This window comes from Shimazuella alba, assembly GCF_009831235.1.
Taxonomy (GTDB): Bacteria; Bacillota; Bacilli; order Thermoactinomycetales; family Thermoactinomycetaceae; genus Shimazuella; species Shimazuella alba.
The window spans coordinates 81,287-105,872 of record NZ_WUUL01000001.1 but is presented as its reverse complement, the minus strand read 5'-3'; the positions used below and the strand labels follow the sequence as shown (position 1 = coordinate 105,872).

Here is a 24,586-nt window from a genome sequence, read left to right as displayed (position 1 = left end):
TTTATTGCATAACAAAAGCCAGAGTATATACCCTAGCCACTGTCGTTTCTATTCATCTGTTTCTACTGTTCCAAATGGCGTAATGATCTCTGCTTTCCCTCGAATTTTAACAGCAGAAGTGTGTTCGGTAAATTGAGCGATCATCACTTCTCCTTTATCTAATTTCTCAGAGTGATGAAATCGAGTGTCTTTTCCACGAGTAAGCCCTATGACGTTTACACCATTTTCTTTTGCTTTTATTACAAAATAATCAACTTGATTTCCCATTTCCACAGAACCCTCCTAGCTAATAGGGTAAAAAAAAACCTCCCGATGCAGGAAGGGTTTTTTTGGTCGGGCTAGCCAGATTTGAACTGACGACCTCTTGCGCCCCATGCAAGCACGCTACCAAGCTGCGCCATAGCCCGTTATACATGATTCTAAGTGAACAGATATCATTTTATAACGAGCAAATCCAAGTGTCAATATAAAAGTAAGAATAAAGTCTTCATTTCCTGTTTTTCAATCTATTCACAACAAAGATCAATATGATATATTGATCTTATCTGATGGGTCGTCTGTGAAGGAAAAAAGTGTCTGATAAGTTTGATGAAATCGCGGAACATAATCAGTTCGATGACCTTACTATCCCCGCTATGCAAGGAGCTCTTCGTGAGTCTTTCCAAGATCTAAGGACGGAGATGGCAGCCGAAATCATCGTCGAGTACGCTGGTGACCCTCTCCGTCAACAGGACTGGCTTGATTTGCTGGAAGAGCTGGACGGAAAGTTGGGCTGAATCTCTGTAAAAGAGTGAGATCTCTCTGTCTCATAAGGGTACATAGCACCAGAGAGCCGAGACACCAACCAAATATCCGACCCGTCTTTGACCAGCTTATCTAAACTTTTTAGCTGGTCACTGATCTATATATACACTTCGTTTCGTATCCTATGTTCGTATCATGGACAACACTTCTGCACGCTTTTCCGGATATTCAGCAAACACTCCTCGAACAGCTGTAGTTATCGTTTTTGCTCCAGGTTTCTTGACACCACGCATAGTCATACACATATGTTCTGCCTCAATCATAATCATGACACCATGCGGGTCTAATTTGGACATGATCGCATCGGCTACTGTTGCAGTTATCCGTTCTTGTAACTGGGGACGTTTCGATAAAATTTCGACTGCACGAGCCAGTTTACTCAATCCAGTAACTCGTCCACTTTTTGGAATATAAGCAACATGTGCGTGACCATAAAATGGAATCAAGTGATGCTCACATATGGAATAAAACGGTATGTCTTTCACAAGAACTAATTCTTCATGTTCTTCACTAAAAACAACCGAGAATAACTCTTCTGGTTCCTCTTTTAATCCAGCAAATACTTCTTCATACATACTTGCAACACGGGCAGGTGTATCCAATAAACCTTCTCGGCTGGGATCTTCGCCAATTGCTTCTAATATCATTTTAATTGCCTGTTCTAATTTTGGTTTATCCATCTATTAAATCCCTTCTTTATACACAAAAAGACCCATGAAAAGGGTCCCTTGTGTTTATATGTAGTCCCATCCGATGGACAGAAAGAAGAATTATTTGTTCACTTCTTCTTTCAATTGTTTACCTGGTTTGAAAGCAGGAACTTTCATTGCAGGGATATCAATTTCTTCACCGGTTTGCGGATTGCGTCCTTTACGAGCAGCACGCTCACGGACTTCAAAGTTTCCAAACCCGATCAGTTGAACTTTTTCACCAGCACCTAGTGCATCAGTAATTACAGATAGTACTGCTTCGACTGACTGTGTAGCTTCTTTTTTAGTTGTTTCTGTAGCTTCTGCTACTTTGTTGATTAGATCGGTTTTGTTCATAACCGCACCTCCTGTACAAATCACCTATTGTCACAACAAAGAGACAATACGTGGGACACATCTATACTAATACAAGCAAACCATGTAGTTCAAGTACTATCCACTATTTTTACATAAAAAAATAAGGTCAATAGTTTTTTAGCTATCGACCTTCTCTTTTCACACATACTTTCATGCAGCTATCGAGAGTCTCTTTTTTTACTAAATTTAACCCATAGATCCTAGAGTTGAATAAAGTTAATTGCTACATCGAGACCTAGAGAAACAGCTTGTTTTTTTGTGTATTTATATAAATTCTCTGTCTATAAAATAATTGCTATCAATCCACCAGAACCTTCATTTATAATTCTTTCTAACGTTTCTTGTAGCTTGTAACGAGCATTTTCAGGCATCATGGATAACTTTGCTTGTATTCCTTCTCGGACGATGGAATTGAGCGAGCGTCCAAAAATATCTGATTCCCATATACGCAAAGGATCCTGTTCGAAATCTCGCATTAAATAATTAACAAGCTCTTCCGATTGCCTTTCTGTTCCAATGATAGGAGCAAATTCCGAATTGACATTTACTCGAATCATATGAATGGATGGAGCAGTTGCTTTGAGACGAACACCAAAACGTGCTCCTTGTTTGATTAATTCTGGCTCGTCTAGACTCATTTCCTCTAAAGTTGGTGCTGCAACACCATAGCCAGTTGTTTTTACCATCTGCAACGCATCGGATACTTTGTCATACTCACGTTTTGCAATGGAGAAATCCTGCATCAGTTGTAATAAGTGATCTCGACCGCGGATTTCTTCCCCTACAACTTCTGTTAATACTCGATCATAGAGTTCGTCCGGAGCATAAAGATCAATCTCTGCAACTCCTTGCCCCATATGCATGCCGGAAAGTGCTGCTTTGTCGATAAACTCATATTCATAAAACTTACCCACTACACGATCTACATCACGCAAACGGCGAATATCTTTTACGGTTTCTCTGACCGATACCTCAAACTCTTGCCGTAACCAGTGCTTATCCTCCAATACCATTACCCAGCTCGGCAAATTCACATTCACTTCATGTACTGGGAATTCAAACAATACTTCTCGAAGCACTGCTAAGATCTCTGACTCGCCCATGCTAGCAACACTTACCGCTACTACAGGAATATCATACTTTTCAATCAGTTCAAGCCTCAATTGTTCTGTCTCTTCACTCTGTGGCTGCACAGAATTAAGAATCATGATAAACGGTTTACCTACTTCTTTTAATTCTTCCACGACACGCTCTTCCATTTGCTCATAGGAGCTTCGAGGAATATCAGTAATACTTCCATCTGTTGTGACTACGATCCCTAGTGTGGAGTGCTCTTGAATAACTTTTCTCGTGCCTACCTCAGCTGCTTCTTGAAATGCTATTGGCTCTTCAAACCAAGGAGTATTAATCATTCGAGGCCCATTCTCATCTTCGTAGCCTTTCGCACCTTCGATTGCATATCCAACACAGTCTACCAAACGAATATTTACATCAAGTCCTTCATCTACTAATACATTTATTGCTTGGTTTGGCACAAATTTTGGTTCAATTGTTGTAATGGTTTTTCCTGCTCCACTGTGGGGAAGTTCATCAATTGCTCTTGTCCTCTCAGATGCATCAGCTATATTTGGGATAACTACTTGTTCCATAAACCGCTTGATAAAAGTCGACTTTCCGGTGCGCACCGCACCGACTACACCTAAGTAGATGTCTCCTCCTGTTCGTTCAGCAATATCTTTTAAGATATCTACTTTTTCCATCCATTACCCTCCTCAAAGGTCCATGCTTTGCTGGGTTTATTGCCGGTGCGAAGGCTTTATCCCTCCCTCCGGTTTTGCTATACGCTACTAATATATGAGCCCATTCTCTTAATATGATTAACCTGCAAAGAAAACTTGGCGAAGGCAAGACATAGGCGCTGGCTAGTTACTCTTGTGCAAATTGATACATTTATATCTTTTTATTACCAAAAAAAGAGAGCTACTTATTATTCGTAGCTCTTTTCTCCTCTTTCTTTTTGAGAGGTATGGAATGCAACAACTCTTATGTTTGCATAAAGATAGCCTAGTAAAAAAATTCCTGGTATGGTGATGAGATGAAACAACCAACTATTCATCTAGCCCCCTGCCTCTCTACTGGTTACCACTTATCATATGATTCTCGTAAGCATTTATGAGAAAAAAAGTATCCTTCCTTGTTCTCCCATTTTTATGATTGGTGAAAACGCAGGTACAAAAATAGAATTTCTCGCTAAAAATAAACGGAGATCTTCATTTCGCGCTGGTTTTTGTTTAGCAGTTTGAATAATACGGGTAACATCACCACGGTAATCCAAATAAATTTTACCGTTTTTATCCATTAAAAATGGCAATTTGGAATCGGAAAAGTAAGGAGATGGGATCGAGATATCGGACATGTTCAATTTATCTAAGTCTACATTGTAGTATCCATTAGACTCTTTTGCTTTTATTGGTAAAACACCATATTTGGTCTTAAAGTTGGTTACAGCCAATTGCACTTTCTCCACTTCATCATTTACTCGTAAATCAAATAAACGAACAAGTGGCTCCTTTCCTTCTGCACCAACGAACACATAGATGAAGTTTCCACCTTTTTCATATGCGGTCATGGGAATCTCAGGAAGTAATTGAAAATCAACTTGATAATGGGTTGTAAATTTCCGATCATCTGGTACATATTTATATGGCAGGTTTTTGTTTTGTTGTAAATACTGCTCGGATTGAGATTGGACTCTAGCTATATGATTGTCCACTTCTGCAAGTTGTTGTCGTTCTTCATTCGGATACATGCAACCAGATAGCACCAAAAAACAAAGTACTGCAATTGATACAGAAAAAAATCGTTTCATTATTTTTACCGACAGGATACCTCGAGTTCTACAAGTAGGGGAGGAATGGCGTCGTGGTTCGATATATCCTTGTGGGATGCTTAGAACCACATTTTTTTCTCCTGTCGTACTCCTTTCCAAGTAGGATTGTTGAATATATGGAGAAAACCGTTGGGCACTTTTTGCTATCAGACACTCCTTATACTTTGACAACTGTATCCAGGGAGTTGTACAAGTTATCGGAAGGTTCTGCACTTCGGGAATTGGAGTACCTAAACACAGGTCCTGTATCATCATGACTGATAGAAAATGGGTAACTGTCAACCTGCACCGATGTAACTCCATTTAAGGTCAGAGTCTCGCATGACTGGATCGTTACAATCTTCCACCTCTTAGGTGGCGAGTCGTTGAAATTGTACCCTCCTATAAAGCTCTAATTCCAAATAAGACCGCCACTAATAATGTCATCGTTGCGATAAAAAACAAAAGAACACGTAGCCAACCCTTTCTTTGTTGCCTCGCAAATGCGATCAAAAAATTAACCAAGATGAGAAAAAAAATAGTTGCCATTAGTTCCATTTTTGCCATTCCTTTCTACTCATAAGCAATTCCGCAATTGCCTATCATCCATTACGAGATAGCAGTCCAGACTCACGGCGTAAGCCCTGCATATGATAGATGGACTAACGCCTGAATGGAGGAGTAACAGTGAAATCGTCTCCTGTACGATCAAAAAGAAGCACGAGACGTCCTAGAGTACCTACAGCCCATATCGCTCGCAAACCTCTTCCTACCCAAACTGGACTGCCCAACATAAACATTCTAAAGCTAATGGATGGATTTGTCTCGTTTCGTTCTACGATTCATGATCTGAGCCAATCATTACAGCGCCTAGAATCTATGATGGATCATACAACCAGCTTGTTTTCGGTAGGGAGAAATATCCGAGCCGGCAAAGGACCTTTCGTGCCTCAGTTACCAAAACCACCTGTCAGTAAGAACGATTTTAAAAATGAATTTAAAGATGAAGAAATACCAATCATTAAATTACCAAAAATGCCACCACCGCGTTCCCCATTTTTACGTTTGCTGCAATATATAGATATGGGTAAAGTATTAAGTATACTGCAATCCCCCATGATGAAAGGTATATTTACCCAGATGTTTGCCCCAAAACCAGCCGCTACACAAACAACTACACCAAAACCACATGTTGCAAAGAATAGAGCTACTGCTGGAAAAAGGCGAAATGTCAGAAGAAAAAGGGTAAGGCCATAAGGCTTTACCCTTTTTATCTTCTTATCACCCTACATCACAACTTTGTTCAAAGTGAACTGATCCCTGTCCCAGATCCACTTATGCTCAAGTGTTTATAGGATAATGTTTCAAGCTACTCTTAGAGTATGTTTTTGCCTCATCATCCGGTATTACAATCTTAAAAAAAATTTACCAACCTTGTGCCATTTCTTGTAATTCTCTTGTTTTTCCTCGATTCATCAGATCTTCCACTGCAAGTTTTGGATCTTTATCTTGGAATAGTACAGCATATAGTTGCTCCGTAATGGGCATTTCGATATTATATTTTTCTTTTAGTGCATGTCCAGCACGTGTTGTTTTCACGCCTTCTACGACCATCTTCATCTCCGATAAAACCTCAGATAAACTCTTACCTTGACTAATAGCATAACCCGCGCGCCAGTTACGACTATGTTTACTTGTGCAAGTACCTATCAAGTCTCCAACACCAGCCAAACCTACAAAAGTAATTGGCTCAGCGCCCATTGCGGATCCAACTCGAGCTATTTCAGCTAGACCTCGCGTCATTAAAGCTGCTCTTGCATTATCTCCATAGCCTAATCCATCTGCTAATCCAGTTGCCAATGCGATGATGTTTTTTAGTGCACCGCCAATTTCTACTCCAACTACATCTGGATTGGTATATACACGAAAATAAGAATTAATAAAGATCGTTTGTGTTAATTCAGCACTATCTTGACAGGAAGAAGCAACAACGACCGTGGTTGGGGATCTTCTAATTACCTCTTCTGCATGACTAGGACCTGATAAAACAACGATTTTATCATGCCATTCTGGTAATTCCTCTGCGATCACTTCAGACATTCGTTTCCATGATTCTTGTTCAAAACCTTTTGTTGCATGTATAAGAAGTGCATCCGTTCGTACATATGGTTTTATTTTAATTAACATATCCCGCATGGCATGAGATGGTACAACAAATAAAACAACTTCTTTGTTCTTTACTACCGCTTCAAGAGAGCTGCTAGCGGTAAGGTTTGGATGAAATTCTGCTTCTACCAGATATGCATGGTTGCGATGAAATGTATTTATTTCATTTGCAATCTCTTCTTTTCTTGCCCATAAGGTAACATCATGACCATTATCTGCAAGTACGTTTGCCAAAACCGTTCCCCAGCTACCTGCACCTATAACTGCAATTTGCTTCATTGTTTCTCTCCTTCTGTCTGTCCAATTTTCCGTTCTGTACCTTGAAATAAACTTTTGATATTTCGTTTATGTCTGACAATAGCAAGCGCAGCAATAACAATACTCAGCCAGAGATATGGTACCGGATAATGGGATTGAAGAGCCAATACAGCAAATGGCAAACCGATGGTAAATACCAATGAACCCAGTGAAACAAACCGTGTAAGCACAATAAGAAGAATAGCGATAATTCCAGTAATAAGGCCAGCATAAAACATTAATGAAATCACGACACCTATTGTTGTTGCTACCCCTTTTCCTCCACGGAATCGAAGAAAAATAGGCCAATTGTGACCAAAAATAGCCATCATCCCACACAGAGCTAGAACAAAATGACTCTCTCCAGAGAGCAAATATCCAATGTAAATCGCTAATACACCTTTTAAAGCATCCAAAAGTAATACAACAACAGCTGGTCCTTTCCCCAAGACCCGAAGTGTATTCGTTGCACCTGCATTTCCACTTCCGTGTTCTCGAATGTCAACACCTTTCACCCATCGAGCCATTAAATAACTGAAACTGATAGACCCGATGAAATAAGCAAGTACAACAGATATGATCGATAATACGTCCATAGGTCCTCCTCATCATTTGTTCTTTTTGCGTAACAATATTTTTAAGGGTGTCCCTTCAAATGCAAATGCTTCCCGAAGCTGGTTTTCTAAATATCGTAAGTAACTAAAGTGCGCAAGTTCTGGGTCATTGACAAACAGTACCATAGTTGGCGGTTTTACGGCTACTTGTGTAGCATACTGCACTTTAAATCTTCTTCCTTTATCCGAAGGGGGAGGCGTCATCGTAATGGCATCTTGCATGACCTGATTAATAACAGAAGTAGATATACGCATTGCATGTTGTTCAGCTACTTCTTTCACTTTCGGTAAAACTTTACCGACTCGCTGCTTTGTTTTTGCAGAGGTGAACAAAATGGGTGCATAAGACATAAATTGAAATTGAAAACGAATTTCTTTTCGAAATCGATCCATCGTTTTTTCATCTTTTTCTACCGCATCCCATTTATTTACGACAAAAATAGCTGCACGACCTGCTTCATGTGCATATCCTGCTATTTTCTTATCCTGTTCTGCAATCCCACGTTCTCCATCTAGTACAATTAGACATACATCTGATCGCTCAATTGCTTGCATCGCACGTAGTACACTGAACTTTTCAATCGATTCATATACTTTTCCGCGTTTACGCAAACCCGCTGTATCAATTAATACAATAGACTCTCCATCATGGGTAAATGGTGTATCAATTGCATCTCTTGTTGTGCCAGCTACTGGACTAACAATAACCCGCTCTTCTCCTAGAATAGCATTGACCAACGATGACTTTCCCACATTGGGGCGACCAATCAAAGAGACTTTTATGGTTTCCTCATCGTATGTCTCTTCTATCTTTTCAGGGAACAAGGACACCGTTAAATCTAACATATCTCCTGTACCAGTTCCATGCAAAGAAGACACAGCTACTACATGTTCAAAACCAAGCTGATAAAATTCATATGCTAAATCTGCATGTTTATGGTGATCAATTTTATTTGCTACAATGATCACTGGTTTATTGGTCTTATGCAATAAACGCGCTACCTCTTCATCACCGGATGTTATACCTTCTCTGCCATCGACTACAAATAAAATGACATCCGATTCCTCTAAGGCCAATTCAGCTTGGTTACGAATATGGTCTAAAATCTCATCTTGCTCACCGAACTCCAAACCACCTGTATCAATAACATGAAACCGTTCCCCATTCCAATCACTCTGGGTATAGATTCGATCTCTTGTAATTCCAGGTTCATCCTGAACAATGGCAATTCTCTCGCCTGCTAATCGATTAAATATAGTTGATTTCCCCACATTTGGGCGACCTACAATTGCTACAACTGGTAAGCTCATTTAACTTCCTCACTTCATTTATCACTTTGAATATCAAAGTCTTCCTCATACAGTTTACCTATCGAGGGTTCTGACTTCAACCGTTAATGTTTCACGATGATATAGGTAGACTCATTTAATTTGTGTACCATCGCATCTAATATTTTTTCTAAAAGGAATGCTCTTTCTAATAATTCTTCTTCATCCTTTGTCACAAAAACAGGAGAACCACCACCTGCCACAAGATCTGGTGCTGTTGTTATAATAGCTAATATTTTCTCATTCATCGTTACACCTGCTTTTTGGCATCAAATTGGTTTGGCTTTCGGACTGCACTTTCCAGTACTGGGACATTTTTAATAACTTGGATTATCTTTGGGATATTCTTTTCTTGGGGAAGTGTCACTAATCCTAAGCGCCCATCTTTTAAATCTAGTTTTGCAAGAGGCGTGAGAGCTGGTTCACCAGAATCTCTTGTAACTCCAAGAATAGAAGAAACATCGTGTAATATAGCTTGGCGTTGACCAAGATTAGAAATGGTTATTCTACTACTCGCATTCAAAGGTTCTATGACAATACCTACTCCATTTTCTAAGATTCGTTTCCTGTTATCTGGTAATCCAATATTCATCAAATAAATATCTGCTGCATACAAACTTGCTCCTTCGACACGCAGAGGCACTTCATACACTGCACCGATTTGACCCATATTTTTCCCTGATTTCAACAAACTCGACAAGACGATTGCAACAATACCTACTACCACACCAGTAATCCACCCACCAAACATGACCGCTGCGCTCGTAAAAAGAGCAGCGAGAATAACAATATAGTTTCTCCCTTCAAAAACCATCGCTATTCCTTCTATGTAACTAAATCCCCGGGGTACCAATTCAGTTTCATCTAATTTTTGTAGCGTTTCTCTTTCCATATTGCGTACATCACGAAATTGTTGAGCAGCTAAAGTTAGAAAAGTAACTGCTGTATAATCCGGTTTTAACAAAGCAGGAATAGCAACAGCCCCTAGAGCAGAAGCAATCAAACCTAGTGCTAAATGAATGACTTGACCATGAGGATAGGTAGGATATTGACGATAATCACTCTGTAATAATCGCAATCTAGCAGCAAAACCAAAAATAATCCCCAAAGTGATCGCTAACGTTTCTTTGTCCAATATGCCAACCTCCAGTTTTTTTGAATAGTAGGAACCCAAAGTTGTAATTTTTTTACTATGATTAAAATGCTTACTGTAATCCAAAACGTATCCGATGCACCCAACCCTGGAATTACCATTGGACTAAGACGATCATGATAAAGATAGTAGAGCCCGCACTGTGTAATCAATAAACCGCCAAACACCAAGCAGAACTGCTCGATGATCAAACTAGTAGATATTATAGCTTCGCCAATTGATAAAAAAATGGTAAACCACTGAAAGGTAAAAGATCTCCACCATAATGCTGTTCGAGATACTTCATGAAATAAAAATAAAAAACTTCCTAACATGATCATTAAACTAATCAACGTAGCTAATCGATCAAGTGGAATTCGCTTTAATAAAAAAAGGAAAAGAATAAATAAACAAAGATAATCGAGATGTATATCCATAAACGATGTAATTGAAATAGGTGGTAACAGTGAGGCACAACTAATAATAGCCAAATAAATTATGATATTTTGTTTCGCTATGTCGAGCTGATGAGGCAAAAAAGTAAACCAGCCCGATGAAAGTAAAATTAAAATAACCAAAGGTATAAAAGTAGACACAACTATCACCTCTTAATACGTAGTATGGATAAATAAGCTGTAGATAAAACAAAAGCACCACAAAATGGGAAGTTTTATCAGATTATAAAATAACATAATATTCAGAATTTAACAGCAACAACTTCATTCCAAAATAAGTTGTATAAGTATTATAATATCGAAAAACTACATATCAAAAAGGTTTTTAGGAGTTGTTCCATTTGAATTACACCGTTTTTTTACTACTTTTTACTTTTTTGGATACCCCAGATTATGTCTTCAATAGAACCCCAATTTCACTGACAACTAGACGGTATTGGTTTTCCTCTTTTGTACCAAGAGCAACATTTAGAATCTTTTGTATCACGCATCCATTTTATAGGATTTCTATTTTTATCTCCCACCATTATGCCATGGAACCTTTTGGTGGTTTCTTCTTTTCGCTTAAAGAAAATTGCCTCTTTTCTCGTATCAAATCAAATGGGGCGAGGGAACTCAAATGAAATAGAAAGCAGAAAAAGAAGGGATAAATGGGAAGAGTACATTGATGTCCCACTGGAACTTCAGCAAGGAGTTGGACATGATCTCTCTTTTCAGTGCGGGAGTAATGCCGTTACCTTTTTATCATATGAGAAACAGTGCCAATGTTCAATTTATTCTTCACGTCCCTGAATTAGGTTACATTTGGTGTTTCTGGATAGCTCGCTTGGAAACTACCCAGAAACACAGACAACTTACTTCACTCGCTTTACCGTAGCCATTTTCTTCCCATCGAATGTTAGATCATTAGAATCATCTGTGGACGATTGGTAACACAAATAAGTCCTAAGCCACAAATTACAGCTACACGAGTTTTGGTAACTTGCAAGGAGTAATCCTTCTCGTTTACATTGGAATCGAAGTAAGTTGCATTATCCCCATCCTGGAAAACACGCTCCACTACCGGATAATAGGCAGTAACTTCCCACATGTGAAACCTTGGAATCGAAAGCTTTTTAGCACCCATGTTATGGTCTCTTTCTATGTGATTGTGGATGGTTGTCTATTCTATCATAGTGGAAAATTCAGACTAATAACAAAGCTCTTTCTGAGATGAGAAATATTCTTCTCTCGTTTGCCTTATTTGGTGGGGCAAAAATATCACAATTTGCTCCTTTTATTTCCATGGCAGTTTCCTCTAACTGTGTTTTCTCTGCATGTAATAGTTTGATCGTCAAAGTTCCTGATCGGTTTGTAGTGTCACATATGTTATTTTTTTGTTTCCAGCAACCTTTGTTTCCCCCTTCTTCCCTTAATAAATTCCATCTACTCGTTTTTTCTTGCTCAAACTCGGCGATTGCACTGATCATGGTTATATGCAGTTGACAAACATCTCCGTTTTCACCTATACAATAAATTCACAAAGCATCTGTATATTTTTTGGCGTCAGTTGTAGGGTTTATTTGCTTTATGTGGGTAAAGATTCTCCTTCAAGTTGCAGCAAATGAATAGCGGTGATAAGGTCAAACCGAGTTCTTGCCAAACGAAATTTATTTTTTTGCTTGATATAATTTTCGTACTCATAATTTTAAACAAAATATTTTGATAATTCTTTACCCCATCGTTTGACATCCGTAAATTCCACTCATTCCACCCCTTGTAAAGGACAATTTGATCAAATCTTTGACAGGGGAAAAGTAATACTTGGCATGGGAATAAAAAGTATACCTATCATCAGTTCGGATAAACGTAATAAACTCACGAACTACATCTTTTTCTTCCTCAATCGTTATCGTAAGATTCAAGTCAAATCGCTTATTTCTTTGTTATCTGAGACTAATTTTAACCGGTAATATTGTTCTGATATTCTCCGTTGCTTTGATTGTATCGTTAGGATTCAAAACAGTAATAAATATGAATGACATACTTTTTACAGAATTTATGATAATTTCCTTTTTTTACAGCTCTTGTATTAAGTACACCTGAGTTTGATTATTCCATGATGCACATGATATTCCATTTTGGCTGGGACAAAATGGATCAATCTTCCTTATTAACCCTAAATTGGACAGGCGATATTGTGCTGTTCTTGTTCCTTGCTCCTGAGTTTAAAACAAAAAAATCTCCTATAGTAGCTTTAACCTTAGCTGCTTTGTTGACTACATTTATCAATATTCAACATTGGTTATACTCATTTTTGGAATTTGGGCACCACCTTACAAAACGAATACGATTCCCCCAATTGGAATATCTTCGATTTGTTTCTACAGGAGAATTTTTGAAAAATATCGATCCTCTTACCATACTTGTATTGTCTTGTGCTCGTTAATTAAACTTTGTCTTTTAAACTACCTCGCATCCCAAATTATTTGTAAAAACTTTGAGGGCTAGTATACATAAATATAAGTATTTTCCCTTTATCATCTCATTTGTCTGTATTACCATTGCTATTATTTTTTCGTATATCCCCATTTTTTTTAATTACTTTACTACTTCTTTGTATTTCCAAGGTTTATCTATATTTATAAAATTTCCCCTGCTCTATTTTTCTTTACACAAAATAACTACTTACATAAAAAAATGAAGATTGATTTTCTCTACAAAAGCATAGAGAACCAAAATGGAGAAAACCATTGAATCCTTTCTATGATACCAATACGTGCAAAAGGTGCATGTCATATATTTCTTTATCAACAACCCGCCAACTACGCTGACGCTTAAAGGTAGGGGCTTGTATCTGTCCAGTCATACGAGAGCACCTCTGATCTTCGCGCGACGATACATCTAAGCAGGCTGACATTTACCCACCCAACGTCAGTTATACTGATGTTGTTTCTGCACCCAGGTACTCTATTCCCTTTTGATGCTGATTCATCGTAAAAAGACACACCACTAAAATTCATCCAGTGCCCCGATGTATAGTCTTACCAATCGTTTTTCAAAGTCATATGGATAAAAAACTTATTTTATCCTACAAATACAAAAAACCTAGCATTACTAGCTAGGTTTTTTGTAACTGATATCATACCTTATTTGAGATTGCGAAGCTCTGGATACATGTCACCAAGAGTAACTCCGAAAGAACTATTATCTTCTTTTACAGTTTCTTTTGTTTCTTTCTTCACAGGTGCCGGTTGTTCAGAAACATCTCTGATACTAAGGCTAATTCGTTTTTGATCAGGTTGAATATCCAATACCTTCACTTGAACCTCTTCGCCTTCTTTTAGTACTTCTGATGGGGTTCCAATATGGTGATGAGAGATTTGGGAAATGTGAACAAGTCCTTCTACACCAGGAAATACTTCTACAAATGCGCCAAATGATACAAGGCGTTTTACTTCACCTTTAACCACATCATCCACTTGAATTTCTCGTGCCACTTGTTGCCAAGGTCCTTCTTGTGTTTCCTTCATACTCAAACTGATACGTTCATTTTCACGATCTACTTTGAGTACTTTTACTTGAACACTATCGCCAACATTCACTGCTTCAGATGGATGCCCAACACGGTGCCAAGCGATTTCCGAAACATGAACCAACCCATCTACACCACCAATATCAATAAATGCACCAAAATCAGTGATGCGCTGAACGGTTCCTTCTAAAACAGATCCAACTTCAATACTATTGAGTGTCTGTTCTTTATTTTGATTTGCTTCTGCTTCTAACACTGCTTTACGTGACAAAATACATTTGTTCTTTTCTTTATCGAGTTCAACAACTTTTAGTTCTAATTCTTTCCCTTTGTATTCAGAAAAATCTTCTACAAATCGAAGTTCTACTAGAGATGCAGGGATAAAACCACGGATTCCAACATTAACCACAAGCCCACCTTTTACTACATCGGCAACTGTCGCTACGATTGACTTACCAGATTCAAATTTTTCTTGTAAAGCTTCCCAAGCTGATTCCGCATCTACTGCTTTCTTAGAAACAACAAATTGGTCTTCTTCTTGATTGTATCGAATTACTTTTACTCGTAATTCTTGCTCGTCTTGTACCTCATCTGCAACTTGTTCTACATGCAAACTGGATACTTCCGAAATAGGTAGAATAGCTTCCGATTTATAACCTATATCAACTAATGCTTGATTTTGTTCCACTTTCACAACTTTTCCTGTAACAATGTCTCCAACTTGCACAAATTCTGCTTTCATTTCTTCTGACATGCTGACAGACCTCCTCCATGAGATAACCAAATGTGCCAAATATATATTGTAATGATCACTGAGCAAATACTTCCTACTCACATTATGATCCACTTACCGATGCTGATTCACCAAATCCTGAATCCTATCCATCATAATCTGTGTAACTTCTGTTATCACTTCTTTATTAATTTTGCCCGCCGTATATGGAGTCGTATCAATTGGTTCTCCAAAAACTACTCGTACTGGACGGAAAATGCGATACGGTCCTATAAGAGCTACAGGAATGATTGGTGCTTTTGCTTTTAGCGCAATAAAAACCGCACCTTCTTCGGCTTCTTCCGGTTCATCTGCTTTCTTTCGTGTCCCTTCAGGAAATATACCAAATAATTCGTTATTCCGTAGAATCTTAATCGCAGTTTTAATCGCTTTCATATCGCTTGTTCCACGTTTTACTGGAAAAGCTAGAATCTTAGGTAAAAAATAGGATAATACCGGGAAATGAAATAATTCTTCTTTCGCCATAAAGTGAATTTCTCGTTTACATGCACTACCAACCAACGGAGGATCTAACAAACTTATATGATTGGAGCAAATAACTGCAGAGCCTTCTTTGGGGACATGTTCATGGCCTTCTATCTTCCACCGAAAAATAGAAGCAAAAAGGAGTCGAAAACATCCTCTAAAAAACAAATACCATCCTCTACTCTCTTTCATACTACTCTTCACCGCCTAATTTGGTGCGACATAACTGAAGTATTTGATCAACCACTTGGTCCATCGTTAATTCAGTAGTATCAAGAAGAATGGCATCTTCAGCTTTGCATAGAGGAGCAAACTGACGATTTTTATCATTATGGTCGCGATCCATAATCTCTTGTTTAAGTGTTTCTAAGGAAGGTTGCTCGCCTTTTCTTTTCAACTCCTTAAATCGCCGTTCTACACGTTTCTCTACAGATGCTGTTAAGAATATTTTTATATTTGCATTTGGTAAAACATGAGTCCCAACGTCTCTTCCATCCATTACGACTGACTCTAACCCAGCAAGTTGACGTTGCTTCTCTACGAGTACTTCCCTTACCCCGCCTATTTTAGCGATGGCGGATGCAAATGCTGAAATTTGCTCAGTTCGTATCTCATTCGTAAGTTGGAAACCATTTACTTGTATGCCTGAATCTGTAAATGAAAAACGCAGTGATTCAGCCAAACGAAGAACCTGTTCCTCATCCTTTACATCAACATGATTGGTTGAAACTAGCCACCCAACTGCCCGATACATAGCACCTGTATCGATATACTTTGCACCAAGTTGTTTTGCTACCAACTTAGCAACTGTACTTTTACCAGCACCAGCTGGACCATCAATTGCTACCTGAATGGGCAACATATTAGTCGATCCTTTCTCCAAGCATAAAAATAAATGAGCAGGTCTTTTAGCCTGCTCAAAGCGATGAACTTATTATCATCTAGCTAATGCAATCCATCGATAGACTTCAACCCGACAAAACATCATATTTATGTAAACATTCGTGCTCGTTCTACAGGTATTATACTATACTTTGTCGAACTTGCAAGGGGCAAAAGGGATTCAATGGATTGCATAGAAAGGAATAATGATTCTCTTAAACCTGTGAAATATCTGCTTTCGTGATTTTCTCAATAAATTCTTCATTTCCATTTTGTGCATTGATAAAGACACGATATTGTTCTTTATTAATTGTACCAAGGAACTCATAGCATAAAGCCTCATTACCATCTTCTCCATAAATATAAGCAAGGTTTCCTTTTTGAATCTTTAACCGAGGACTAACGAATTTCTGAGCAGCAGCTTGGCTTAACTTTGGCTTTCCTTTTACTGTCTCATGAAAATTGAAGACATATTCAGCTGCATGCATTCCAACAATATTCCCATTATCCAAAGCAACTTTAACTGTTAATGCTTGTGGGTAAACCAACACTTCATCTTCACGATGAACATAATTTAAGGAAAGCACATTATCGGTTTGATTATAAGAGATAACTGACATGTTGGGATAACCTAGTCTTGTAAGAAAACGTCTAGCACCAGCTTCAGCCTGTTCATAATTCAACTTCCTTTTTCCGACTGCCCTCTCATCAATCATCCATACGACTTTACCACCAATTCTTGTAACATCCGTGTATACATCTCCTGATTTTAACGGATAGCGAACACTGTAAGTTTGGTAGTCACCTTTTTTGTTTAGAACCACGGACATATTTTTTGTTGTTGGACGATTTAGCAACCGTGATACTTCTCGTTTTGCTTCTTCTGGTGTGATCGTCTTTCCTTTTAAGTGGCTATACTTTTCTTTTTGTCTTACTTTTAGATTATTAACAGTAGGTCCCCAATCTGCTTCTGGATATTGTTCTACCATTTTGTTTACTTTGTGAAATCCATCAATGATTGTGTTATCCATTTTCTTATCTTCTGATGCTAAAGCTAATTCTACATCCATCCAACGCAGATTTTTATCCAATACTTTAGATTGTAGTTGATGAAGGTTACTCCGAATTTCTTTTTGATGGTTGTATAATGATTGAAGTGATTTCCATTCATTTGCACTCATTGGATTGACATGAAGGTCACGTACTCCAATTTTATACGAAAAAGTTCCCAGGTCACTTAAAAACTCTTCAGCCTTATGAAAAGGCATCAATGTCATTGGTAACTGTCCAATATCGTTTTGTGCTGCATAGGTCAAACGCCAAACATTTGTCATAGAAGTTGTTGTTTGTTTTGCTGAATTTATCGCTAACGATTTCCCCATCTCTGCATCCAATTGATCCATATGGTCATTTAACTCATGAAATGCTCTTTGATATTGATTTTCCGCTTTAATTAAAATAGAATCTTTGTCTTGACTTTCATAATAGCCCCAAATGCCAGTTGCAACTAACGCAAGGAGAGTAACCGGAAATAAAAAAGCCGAAATTTTTCTATACAATGTAAATCACTCCTATCGACAAAAAATATGTTTTCCAATCTTTTTCACTTGTGGTCTCGACCAAATCCATTTAGAAGTAGCGGTTTGGGGATTAAAATAATAGCTACAACCTCCTGTAGGATCTGTACCATCAATCGCATCCATAACCGCTTTTTTTGCTTTCGCATTCGGTGTTAAATATATTTGCCCATCCGCTACCGCAGTAAATGCACCCGGCTGAAAGATAACTCCTGATACAGTATTTGGAAAGCGCTTGTCTTCTAATCTATTTAAAATAACAGCAGCCACCGCAATCTGACCTACATATGGCTCTCCTCTTGACTCTCCAAAAACTGCATTTGCGATTAAACGAATATCATTTTGTGAAAAACCACTACTACTCTTCCCTGCGTTTCCTGCATATGTAGATTGAGAGCCGACCATGAGGAAGACACCAATTATGAATAATAGGGGTAAGAAGACCAATTTCTTCACCTTTCTTAACCTCCTTACATCCTTTGAATTTATTTCTACTACGAAGCTGGTTTACATTCTTTTGTATTTTGAGCTGATATTCATATCCTTATACAAAAAAGAGGAGCTAACTTAGCTCCTCTTGAGAAATATCAAATTCATCTTGATTGTCACACACACATCTTTTGAATCCTGTTTCCACTTTCCCTTTTTTCATTCTTCCTTTCAATATAAATCTTTCTCCGCAATGACTACATTCAATGTTTACAATAAATTTACTCTGTTCATTCATGTCCAACCACCTCCAATGTAAGTGTGGACAAAATGAGCAAAAAAAATAAGTTATTTATGTGAAAATTATCCGTAAGAATATACACATTATATTAAAAATGTTTTATACTTTAATATAATAAAGCAACGGGAGCTGCTGAAAAATGATCTTATATCAAACGGTCATGAACGGTCCCCAAAATCAAGAGAAATTGAAAGAGCTATTTCATAAACGAAATTACTATGATAATGACACATTTGAAAAACAACTCCTATCCATCTTGATAGATAAAACCCAAGTTCATACCTTGATCCCATTTCCTTATAAACAGACAGCTGGTTAGTTGTCTGTTTTTTGTGAAGAAGTAACGAAATTAATCAGAAAACCTTGAAAAGAAACAATAGATTTTGTTTAATGGGAGATAATCGATTGTCCTAGGAGGAATAAGTTTGACCAAATCTGACCGCCCTATAATGGAATTAAAACGAAAAAGACCCAAAACCCATTGGCTTTGGTATATTGGTACCATCGTAGCCTCATTGGGAGTTGGATTATCGATTGCATATGCTATTGGACAAACCCAAATGGGATTTGATGCTAAAACAGAAGATAAGATGAACATTGCAGTGAACTTTACACCAAAAGAAAATTATAAAGATATCCCTAGAAAAAAACCAATAGCAAAAACGGTAGAAGTGAAGATAAATTCTACTATTCCAACAACTCCCGTTGAAGAAAATAAGGCTCCTAATTACCAAGCTTTGGCGAAAAATCCAAATCCAATCGAGCAATACACCAATTCGAATCAAACAACACAAACAAAAACAACAAAATCGAAAATTACTATTTCAAAAAAGAAATCTAAAAAACCTCCCACTCAGCCTAAACCAAGTAACGAAAATGAACCTAACAACACACCTCCCAAAACAGAAAAACCCAATCCAGTTCCTGAGCCTACTCCTTCTACTGGTCCAAGCAACCAACATAAAGGCCCTATTATTAAAGTTGTAGACCGTGTGACGAAAACCGTTCAATATTTACTAACGGGTAAAACCAACCAAACATAATTAAAAACTCGAAACCTCCACTTTCACAGGTGGAGGTTTCACTAATGAGAAATTAAGTTTTTAATTTATAATCAATTCTTTCTGCAGAATTCCTTGTGCAATCTGTTTCCCGTGTAATCTTCCGTTTTCAATGAAGACTTTACTCGTTTCATTTCCACATATGACCACACCGGCAACATACAAATTGGAAATCGTGGTTTCCATCGATTTCGAATAAATAGGAACAGTAGATTCCTTTTGAAACTGAACTTCCGCAGACTGCAACAATGTAACATCTGGCCGATATCCAGTCATCGCAAATACAAACTCAGTAGGGATTTTTATTTTTCTACCCTTTTGATGAACAATAACACTATCATCCTTTATTTCGTCAACCGTAGTGTCCCAAAAGATCTTTACTTTATCATTTTTTATTGCTGATTCAATCAATGGTTTTACCCATGATTTAACACTTGGTTGGAAAGCTGACTGACGATATATCATGGTCACGTTAGCATGGACATAAGATAATTCCAAGGCTGTATCGATTGCTGAGTTTTTCCCACCAATAACTACAACATTACGTCCAGCATAAGGATGTGCCTCACGGAAGTAATGTTTTACATGAGGCAGATTTTCACCAGGAACATCTAATAAATTGGCTTTGCCATAATACCCTGTAGCCACAACCACATATTTAGAATGAAAGATTTGTTTTTGAGAGCGATAGGTGGTCCATATCTCAAAATGATCTGAACCTACTTTAATCTTCTCAACCGGTTGATACTGATGAATTCGAAGCTCAAAATGTTCTACTAATCTTCGATAGTAAGTTAATCCTTCTGCACGAGTTGGTTTTTCATGAACAGTAGGGAATGGGATATCGCCAATTTCAATTTTATCGGGAGAACTAAAAAAAGTCATACCCAGTGGGAAATGATATATAGAATTAACTATACAGCCTTTTTCCAAAATTAGCGGATTAAAACCAACTTTTTTTAGCTCAATGGCAGTAGATAACCCACATGGTCCTGCTCCTATAATTATTACATCTTCCATCTTGTCATCCTCTTATGAGAAAAACACCCCATAGGGTGCTTTTCATTTTCTTCTATTATATGCTTAAACCCATCCACGGAACCGGGAAGCTTCAGCCATTTTTCTTACACCAACGATATAAGCAGCTAAACGCATATCGATCCCACGTGACTCTGCAGCTTGGTAAACATTTTCAAATGCTTGTACCATAATTTGTTCCAAACGATTTTGCACTTCTTCATCTGACCAATAATAACCTTGGTTATTTTGTACCCACTCAAAATAAGAAACGGTTACCCCACCTGCACTAGCTAGTACATCTGGAACAAGCAGCACTCCTTGCTCTGTTAAGATACGTGTTCCCTCAAGAGTAGTTGGTCCATTTGCAGCTTCTACGACAATGCTCGCTTTAATGTTAGCTGCATTTTTTGCTGTGATTTGATTTTCAACAGCAGCAGGTACTAATATATCGCAGTCCAATTCTAACAACTCTTCGTTTGTAATGGTTTCTTTAAATAATTTCGTAACTGTTCCAAACGAATCACGACGTTCTAATAAATAATCAATATCTAAACCATCTGGATCATGTAGTGCTCCATATGCATCAGATATACCCACAACTTTTGCCCCAGCATCGTGCATAAATTTAGCAAGAAAACTTCCCGCATTACCAAAACCTTGGATGACAACACGAGCACCTTTGATATCAATATTGCGCTTTTTCGCGGCTTCATAAATCATGATGGTCACACCAGCTGCAGTAGCTGTTTCACGTCCACGTGATCCACCAAGTACTAGTGGTTTCCCAGTAATAAACCCTGGGGAATCAAATTCACGAATACGGCTATACTCGTCAACCATCCAAGCCATAATTTGTGAGTTGGTAAACACATCAGGAGCTGGGATATCTTTGGTTGGTCCTACAATTTGGCTTATTGCACGTACATATCCACGAGAAAGACGCTCCAATTCACCAAATGACATGTTACGAGGATCACAGATAATTCCACCTTTACCTCCACCATAAGGCAAATCCACAATTCCCGCCTTCAAACTCATCCAAATGGACAGAGCCTTAACCTCTGATTCCGTAACATCTGGATGGAAGCGAACTCCACCTTTTGTTGGACCTACAGCATCATTATGCTGCGCCCGGTAACCAGTAAATACTTTTACTTTCCCATCATCCATACGAACCGGAATACGGACGGTTAAAATACGCATTGGTTCTTTCAGTAAATCGTATACCGCCTCTGGATAACCAAGTTTGTCCAATGCATTTTTAACAACTGTTTGTGTAGAAACTAGTACATCTAGATTTTCTTCTTGACCTTTCGCTATTGTTTGTCCCATCCTAACCACCTCAGTATGTTATCGAACTCTAATCACTTACTCAATCACGTGAACAGTATACACCACTTCTCTAATAGGAAAAAGCCTGTGAAAAAAGATGAACGAATAGAAGATAAAAACGATTAAAACACCCTTTTCACATTACTACAAATTGAATATAAAAATCAATAAATGACATAAAAAAACGCGCTGCAAAGCGCGCATGGCATCTCTATGAAATCAACTAAAATAGTGGATAATCTCTTGTATTGCATTATCTTTCCATATTACTTTTCCATACTCCATTAAAAATACATCTGTTGTAGTGGAAGGTTCACCGAATTCTAGTAAGATCGCAATAACGCCTTCTAAACGGGAAGCAGGTAATTCATCACCAAATAAGAGATAATAATTATCTTTATAATGATACACTTGACCTGCTTGTTTCACTAACGGTTCAAGACGGAGAGCAGCTTGAATCAAGTATTCAAAGTCGCTAAAACGGAAAGCGATACGATCACTCTCTTCCATCGTTACCTCTAGCTCATAAACATCGCTGCCATCAAAGTCATCATTTTCTGATTTAGGGACACGACCCCTTGTTACGACAACTACCATCCCTTGCGCTGGTAAGGCAAATACCTCTACGGCTAAAGGCCCAGCAATCTCAAAGCCTAACTCTTGGTATGCATGTTCCATCATATCATTAAATAGTTCATGCACTTTGGGGATATCACGCCACATATCCTCTTTCTCAATTCCTCGATCCATTAAATCATCTAAAGTCAAAAAGAAACGGACCTTATCCCCACCTAGACGTTCGACACGCATGGCTCTTACCCTCCCTCGCTGGAGACCTTTACATTCTTATTGTATGTGTTTAGAGAAAAAATTGTTCCTTCTCCAAGTCTCCATTCTTTCTACTATTATGATACATGAACACCAGAAAAAATGCTATAAATGATACATCACTTCTGTTTGATTGGTTGCTTTTTTTCCAGAAGTATCACATTTCTATGCTTCTTCCATTCCCTCCATTGGTAACATACAAACCAAAAAAAGAAGATAACAGTGTGTATAGGAAGAAACAGGAAGAGTAACAGAGGAATACTTGCATAAAATATAACCACAAAACAGTTTTTTGCTTCAAAATCTGTCATGGAGATATAGTTAACCCATTTCCGCAAATGTTGAAGTGTTAAGAAAAGCGCTACTAGCATACCACAAACTGAAACGTAATATGTTACACTTAAATAAGCCCAAAAGCTATCTTGTTTGGGGAATAAATACAATGATATACAAGTAGCCAAAACAATTATGATCATATTTCTTGTATGGTTCAACACCATCCCTCCCCTTTTTCACTATATGATAGAAGGATTGGTTCCATGTTTGTACAAAATCAGAAGGAATCTTCCCTTACAATTGGTACCTCCTAATATCACTGAGGCTTGGATTGCTCTTGAATTTTTCCTTGTTGCAATATATACGGAATCATTCTACAATGGTTTATGAAGTTCTTAGGCTACATACCGGAAGGAGATCTTAATCATGCGTACTTGGGTAGATAAGGACACATGTATTGCATGTGGTGCTTGCGGGGCAACAGCACCAGATGTTTATGATTATGACGAAGATGGAATTGCTTTTGTAACATTAGATGATAATACAGGTACAGCGGATGTACCAGAAGATCTTCATGACGATGTTCGTGACGCACAAGAAGGATGTCCTACTGACTCCATCAAAGTCGAAGAATAAAAAGAGGCTTTTATCGCCTCTTTTTATTTTGTGGAAATTTCTCTCTGCAACGTTTAAAATGTTGCTTGTACATATTTAAGGAGGTTTCATAATGTCCAAAGAACTTATTGTAGATGCTTTTGTGGAAATCCCAACAGGAAGCCAAAACAAATACGAATACGATAAAGAAAATGGTGTGTTTCGTCTGGATCGCGTTCTCTTTTCACCTATGCATTATCCAACTGAATACGGTTATTTAGAAGGAACCTTAGCAGAAGACGGAGATCCTTTAGATATCCTTGTTCTTACCAGTTTCCCTACTTTTCCTGGTTGTGTCATCTCTAGTCGTGTTATTGGGGTACTTGTCATGTCTGATGACAAAGGTCAAGATGAAAAATTACTTTCTGTTCCGACGGAGGATCCACGTTTTGCAAATGTACACAGTTTGGAGGATGTAGCCCCTCATATTTTAGATGAGATCGCTCACTTCTTCCGTGTATATAAAGATCTCGAGAAAAAAGAAACACACATCGAGGGTTGGAAAGATGCAGCATTTGCAGCAAATCTTTATCAAGAATGTTTAGCTCGTTTTCAAGAAACAAAATAAAAAACTCTCCATTTGAACTTATCCCTGTCAAGTAGACAGTAAGAAGAAAAAACCTAAGCGACCAATGTTTTCCGATATTTTACCGGAGAACATTGGTTCAATCTTTTCTTAAAAACGTTCATGGTTTATAAAACCAGATGTAATATTGGGCAG

The 24,586-nt window shown here is 38.0% G+C and carries 30 protein-coding genes, 1 tRNA gene and 2 pseudogenes; 7 read left to right on the top strand and 26 right to left on the bottom strand.

Features of this window, described 5'->3' with window-relative positions; translation table 11 throughout:
* Positions 1-48 precede the first annotated feature (48 nt).
* Both mtrB and GSM42_RS00505 read right to left on the bottom strand, forming a co-directional pair.
* On the bottom strand, positions 49-267 hold the full coding sequence (mtrB, locus tag GSM42_RS00510) for a trp RNA-binding attenuation protein MtrB (protein ID WP_160799300.1): 219 nt from the start codon (positions 265-267) through the stop codon (positions 49-51).
* Between the two features lie 63 nt (positions 268-330).
* A tRNA-Pro gene (locus GSM42_RS00505) sits at positions 331-407 on the bottom strand.
* Between the two features lie 165 nt (positions 408-572).
* On the opposite strand from GSM42_RS00505, the gene GSM42_RS00500 reads away from it, so the two are divergent.
* On the top strand, positions 573-776 hold the full coding sequence (locus GSM42_RS00500) for a hypothetical protein (protein WP_160799299.1): 204 nt from the start codon (positions 573-575) through the stop codon (positions 774-776).
* A 150-nt stretch (positions 777-926) separates the two neighbouring features.
* Here the strand turns inward: GSM42_RS00500 and folE are convergent, their stop codons facing one another.
* The 6 genes from folE to GSM42_RS00475 form a co-directional block, all read right to left on the bottom strand.
* Positions 927-1,484, bottom strand: a complete 558-nt coding sequence (folE, locus tag GSM42_RS00495; protein WP_160799298.1) for a GTP cyclohydrolase I FolE — start codon at positions 1,482-1,484, stop codon at positions 927-929.
* Positions 1,485-1,574: 90 nt separating this feature from the next.
* Positions 1,575-1,850, bottom strand: a complete 276-nt coding sequence (locus GSM42_RS00490) for an HU family DNA-binding protein (RefSeq protein WP_160799297.1) — start codon at positions 1,848-1,850, stop codon at positions 1,575-1,577.
* Between the two features lie 302 nt (positions 1,851-2,152).
* On the bottom strand, positions 2,153-3,631 hold the full coding sequence (gene spoIVA, locus GSM42_RS00485) for a stage IV sporulation protein A (protein WP_160799296.1): 1,479 nt from the start codon (positions 3,629-3,631) through the stop codon (positions 2,153-2,155).
* Positions 3,632-3,858: 227 nt separating this feature from the next.
* Positions 3,859-3,987, bottom strand: a complete 129-nt coding sequence (locus GSM42_RS20890) for a hypothetical protein (RefSeq protein WP_275402100.1) — start codon at positions 3,985-3,987, stop codon at positions 3,859-3,861.
* 54 nt (positions 3,988-4,041) lie between these two features.
* Positions 4,042-4,830, bottom strand: a complete 789-nt coding sequence (locus GSM42_RS00480) for a hypothetical protein (RefSeq protein WP_160799295.1) — start codon at positions 4,828-4,830, stop codon at positions 4,042-4,044.
* Positions 4,831-5,142: 312 nt separating this feature from the next.
* On the bottom strand, positions 5,143-5,307 hold the full coding sequence (locus GSM42_RS00475; RefSeq protein ID WP_160799294.1) for a hypothetical protein: 165 nt from the start codon (positions 5,305-5,307) through the stop codon (positions 5,143-5,145).
* A 120-nt stretch (positions 5,308-5,427) separates the two neighbouring features.
* On the opposite strand from GSM42_RS00475, the gene GSM42_RS00470 reads away from it, so the two are divergent.
* Positions 5,428-5,997, top strand: a complete 570-nt coding sequence (locus GSM42_RS00470; protein ID WP_160799293.1) for a hypothetical protein — start codon at positions 5,428-5,430, stop codon at positions 5,995-5,997.
* A 168-nt stretch (positions 5,998-6,165) separates the two neighbouring features.
* Here the strand turns inward: GSM42_RS00470 and GSM42_RS00465 are convergent, their stop codons facing one another.
* From GSM42_RS00465 to GSM42_RS00425, 9 genes are all read right to left on the bottom strand, one after another.
* Positions 6,166-7,185 carry an NAD(P)H-dependent glycerol-3-phosphate dehydrogenase gene (locus GSM42_RS00465; protein WP_160799292.1) on the bottom strand — a complete coding sequence of 340 codons (1,020 nt, stop codon included), beginning with the start codon at positions 7,183-7,185 and terminating at the stop codon, positions 6,166-6,168.
* Positions 7,182-7,799 carry a glycerol-3-phosphate 1-O-acyltransferase PlsY gene (gene plsY, locus GSM42_RS00460; RefSeq protein WP_160799291.1) on the bottom strand — a complete coding sequence of 206 codons (618 nt, stop codon included), beginning with the start codon at positions 7,797-7,799 and terminating at the stop codon, positions 7,182-7,184. The genes GSM42_RS00465 and plsY overlap by 4 nt, the downstream gene beginning before the upstream one ends.
* Positions 7,800-7,811: 12 nt before the next feature.
* The gene (der, locus tag GSM42_RS00455) at positions 7,812-9,128 is read right to left on the bottom strand and encodes a ribosome biogenesis GTPase Der (protein WP_160799290.1); all 1,317 of its coding nucleotides are present in this window, start codon (positions 9,126-9,128) and stop codon (positions 7,812-7,814) included.
* Between the two features lie 83 nt (positions 9,129-9,211).
* Positions 9,212-9,394: a capping complex subunit for YIEGIA gene (locus GSM42_RS00450; protein ID WP_160799289.1), complete on the bottom strand. Its 183-nt coding sequence runs from the start codon at positions 9,392-9,394 to the stop codon at positions 9,212-9,214.
* Between the two features lie 2 nt (positions 9,395-9,396).
* A complete protein-coding gene (locus GSM42_RS00445) occupies positions 9,397-10,281 on the bottom strand; it encodes a YIEGIA family protein (protein WP_237446407.1) in 885 nt (294 codons plus the stop codon).
* Positions 10,263-10,874: a hypothetical protein gene (locus GSM42_RS00440; RefSeq protein WP_160799288.1), complete on the bottom strand. Its 612-nt coding sequence runs from the start codon at positions 10,872-10,874 to the stop codon at positions 10,263-10,265. The genes GSM42_RS00445 and GSM42_RS00440 overlap by 19 nt, the downstream gene beginning before the upstream one ends.
* Before the next feature lie 757 nt (positions 10,875-11,631).
* Positions 11,632-11,859: a hypothetical protein gene (locus GSM42_RS00435; protein ID WP_160799287.1), complete on the bottom strand. Its 228-nt coding sequence runs from the start codon at positions 11,857-11,859 to the stop codon at positions 11,632-11,634.
* A gap of 58 nt (positions 11,860-11,917) precedes the next feature.
* Positions 11,918-12,202, bottom strand: coding sequence for a hypothetical protein (locus GSM42_RS00430; RefSeq protein WP_160799286.1), 285 nt, complete (start codon positions 12,200-12,202; stop codon positions 11,918-11,920).
* A 243-nt stretch (positions 12,203-12,445) separates the two neighbouring features.
* Complete coding sequence (locus tag GSM42_RS00425; protein ID WP_160799285.1) at positions 12,446-12,637, bottom strand: hypothetical protein; 192 nt, start codon at positions 12,635-12,637, stop codon at positions 12,446-12,448.
* A gap of 158 nt (positions 12,638-12,795) precedes the next feature.
* Here GSM42_RS00425 and GSM42_RS00420 point away from each other — a divergent pair.
* A pseudogene (locus tag GSM42_RS00420) lies at positions 12,796-13,161 on the top strand (GerAB/ArcD/ProY family transporter); the annotation flags it as partial.
* Between the two features lie 700 nt (positions 13,162-13,861).
* Here GSM42_RS00420 and rpsA read toward each other — a convergent pair.
* The 6 genes and pseudogenes from rpsA to GSM42_RS20330 form a co-directional block, all read right to left on the bottom strand.
* The gene (gene rpsA / locus GSM42_RS00415) at positions 13,862-15,001 is read right to left on the bottom strand and encodes a 30S ribosomal protein S1 (protein ID WP_160799284.1); all 1,140 of its coding nucleotides are present in this window, start codon (positions 14,999-15,001) and stop codon (positions 13,862-13,864) included.
* 93 nt (positions 15,002-15,094) lie between these two features.
* Positions 15,095-15,697, bottom strand: coding sequence for a lysophospholipid acyltransferase family protein (locus GSM42_RS00410; RefSeq protein ID WP_160799283.1), 603 nt, complete (start codon positions 15,695-15,697; stop codon positions 15,095-15,097).
* A gap of 1 nt (position 15,698) precedes the next feature.
* On the bottom strand, positions 15,699-16,367 hold the full coding sequence (gene cmk / locus GSM42_RS00405; RefSeq protein WP_202404701.1) for a (d)CMP kinase: 669 nt from the start codon (positions 16,365-16,367) through the stop codon (positions 15,699-15,701).
* Positions 16,368-16,602: 235 nt separating this feature from the next.
* Positions 16,603-17,946, bottom strand: coding sequence for a germination protein YpeB (gene ypeB, locus GSM42_RS00400; RefSeq protein ID WP_160799282.1), 1,344 nt, complete (start codon positions 17,944-17,946; stop codon positions 16,603-16,605).
* A gap of 12 nt (positions 17,947-17,958) precedes the next feature.
* Positions 17,959-18,318, bottom strand: a pseudogene (locus GSM42_RS00395) (cell wall hydrolase); the annotation flags it as partial.
* Between the two features lie 208 nt (positions 18,319-18,526).
* Positions 18,527-18,691 carry a hypothetical protein gene (locus GSM42_RS20330; protein WP_202404700.1) on the bottom strand — a complete coding sequence of 55 codons (165 nt, stop codon included), beginning with the start codon at positions 18,689-18,691 and terminating at the stop codon, positions 18,527-18,529.
* Between the two features lie 142 nt (positions 18,692-18,833).
* Here GSM42_RS20330 and GSM42_RS00390 point away from each other — a divergent pair, with 142 nt between their 5' ends.
* Complete coding sequence (locus tag GSM42_RS00390; protein ID WP_160799281.1) at positions 18,834-19,013, top strand: hypothetical protein; 180 nt, start codon at positions 18,834-18,836, stop codon at positions 19,011-19,013.
* 106 nt (positions 19,014-19,119) lie between these two features.
* Positions 19,120-19,737, top strand: a complete 618-nt coding sequence (locus GSM42_RS00385; RefSeq protein ID WP_160799280.1) for a hypothetical protein — start codon at positions 19,120-19,122, stop codon at positions 19,735-19,737.
* 60 nt (positions 19,738-19,797) lie between these two features.
* Here GSM42_RS00385 and GSM42_RS00380 read toward each other — a convergent pair whose 3' ends face one another.
* The 3 genes from GSM42_RS00380 to GSM42_RS00370 all read right to left on the bottom strand — a co-directional run bounded on the left by GSM42_RS00380 (position 19,798) and on the right by GSM42_RS00370 (position 22,917).
* Positions 19,798-20,775, bottom strand: a complete 978-nt coding sequence (locus GSM42_RS00380) for a YpdA family putative bacillithiol disulfide reductase (RefSeq protein WP_160799279.1) — start codon at positions 20,773-20,775, stop codon at positions 19,798-19,800.
* Positions 20,776-20,838: 63 nt separating this feature from the next.
* Positions 20,839-22,107, bottom strand: coding sequence for a Glu/Leu/Phe/Val family dehydrogenase (locus GSM42_RS00375; protein ID WP_160799278.1), 1,269 nt, complete (start codon positions 22,105-22,107; stop codon positions 20,839-20,841).
* Positions 22,108-22,326: 219 nt separating this feature from the next.
* Positions 22,327-22,917 carry a genetic competence negative regulator gene (locus tag GSM42_RS00370; RefSeq protein WP_160799277.1) on the bottom strand — a complete coding sequence of 197 codons (591 nt, stop codon included), beginning with the start codon at positions 22,915-22,917 and terminating at the stop codon, positions 22,327-22,329.
* Between the two features lie 720 nt (positions 22,918-23,637).
* Here GSM42_RS00370 and GSM42_RS00365 point away from each other — a divergent pair.
* Both GSM42_RS00365 and GSM42_RS00360 read left to right on the top strand, forming a co-directional pair.
* Positions 23,638-23,847: a ferredoxin gene (locus GSM42_RS00365; RefSeq protein WP_160799276.1), complete on the top strand. Its 210-nt coding sequence runs from the start codon at positions 23,638-23,640 to the stop codon at positions 23,845-23,847.
* A 91-nt stretch (positions 23,848-23,938) separates the two neighbouring features.
* Positions 23,939-24,433: an inorganic diphosphatase gene (locus tag GSM42_RS00360; protein ID WP_160799275.1), complete on the top strand. Its 495-nt coding sequence runs from the start codon at positions 23,939-23,941 to the stop codon at positions 24,431-24,433.
* The last annotated feature ends 153 nt before the right edge of the window (positions 24,434-24,586 follow it).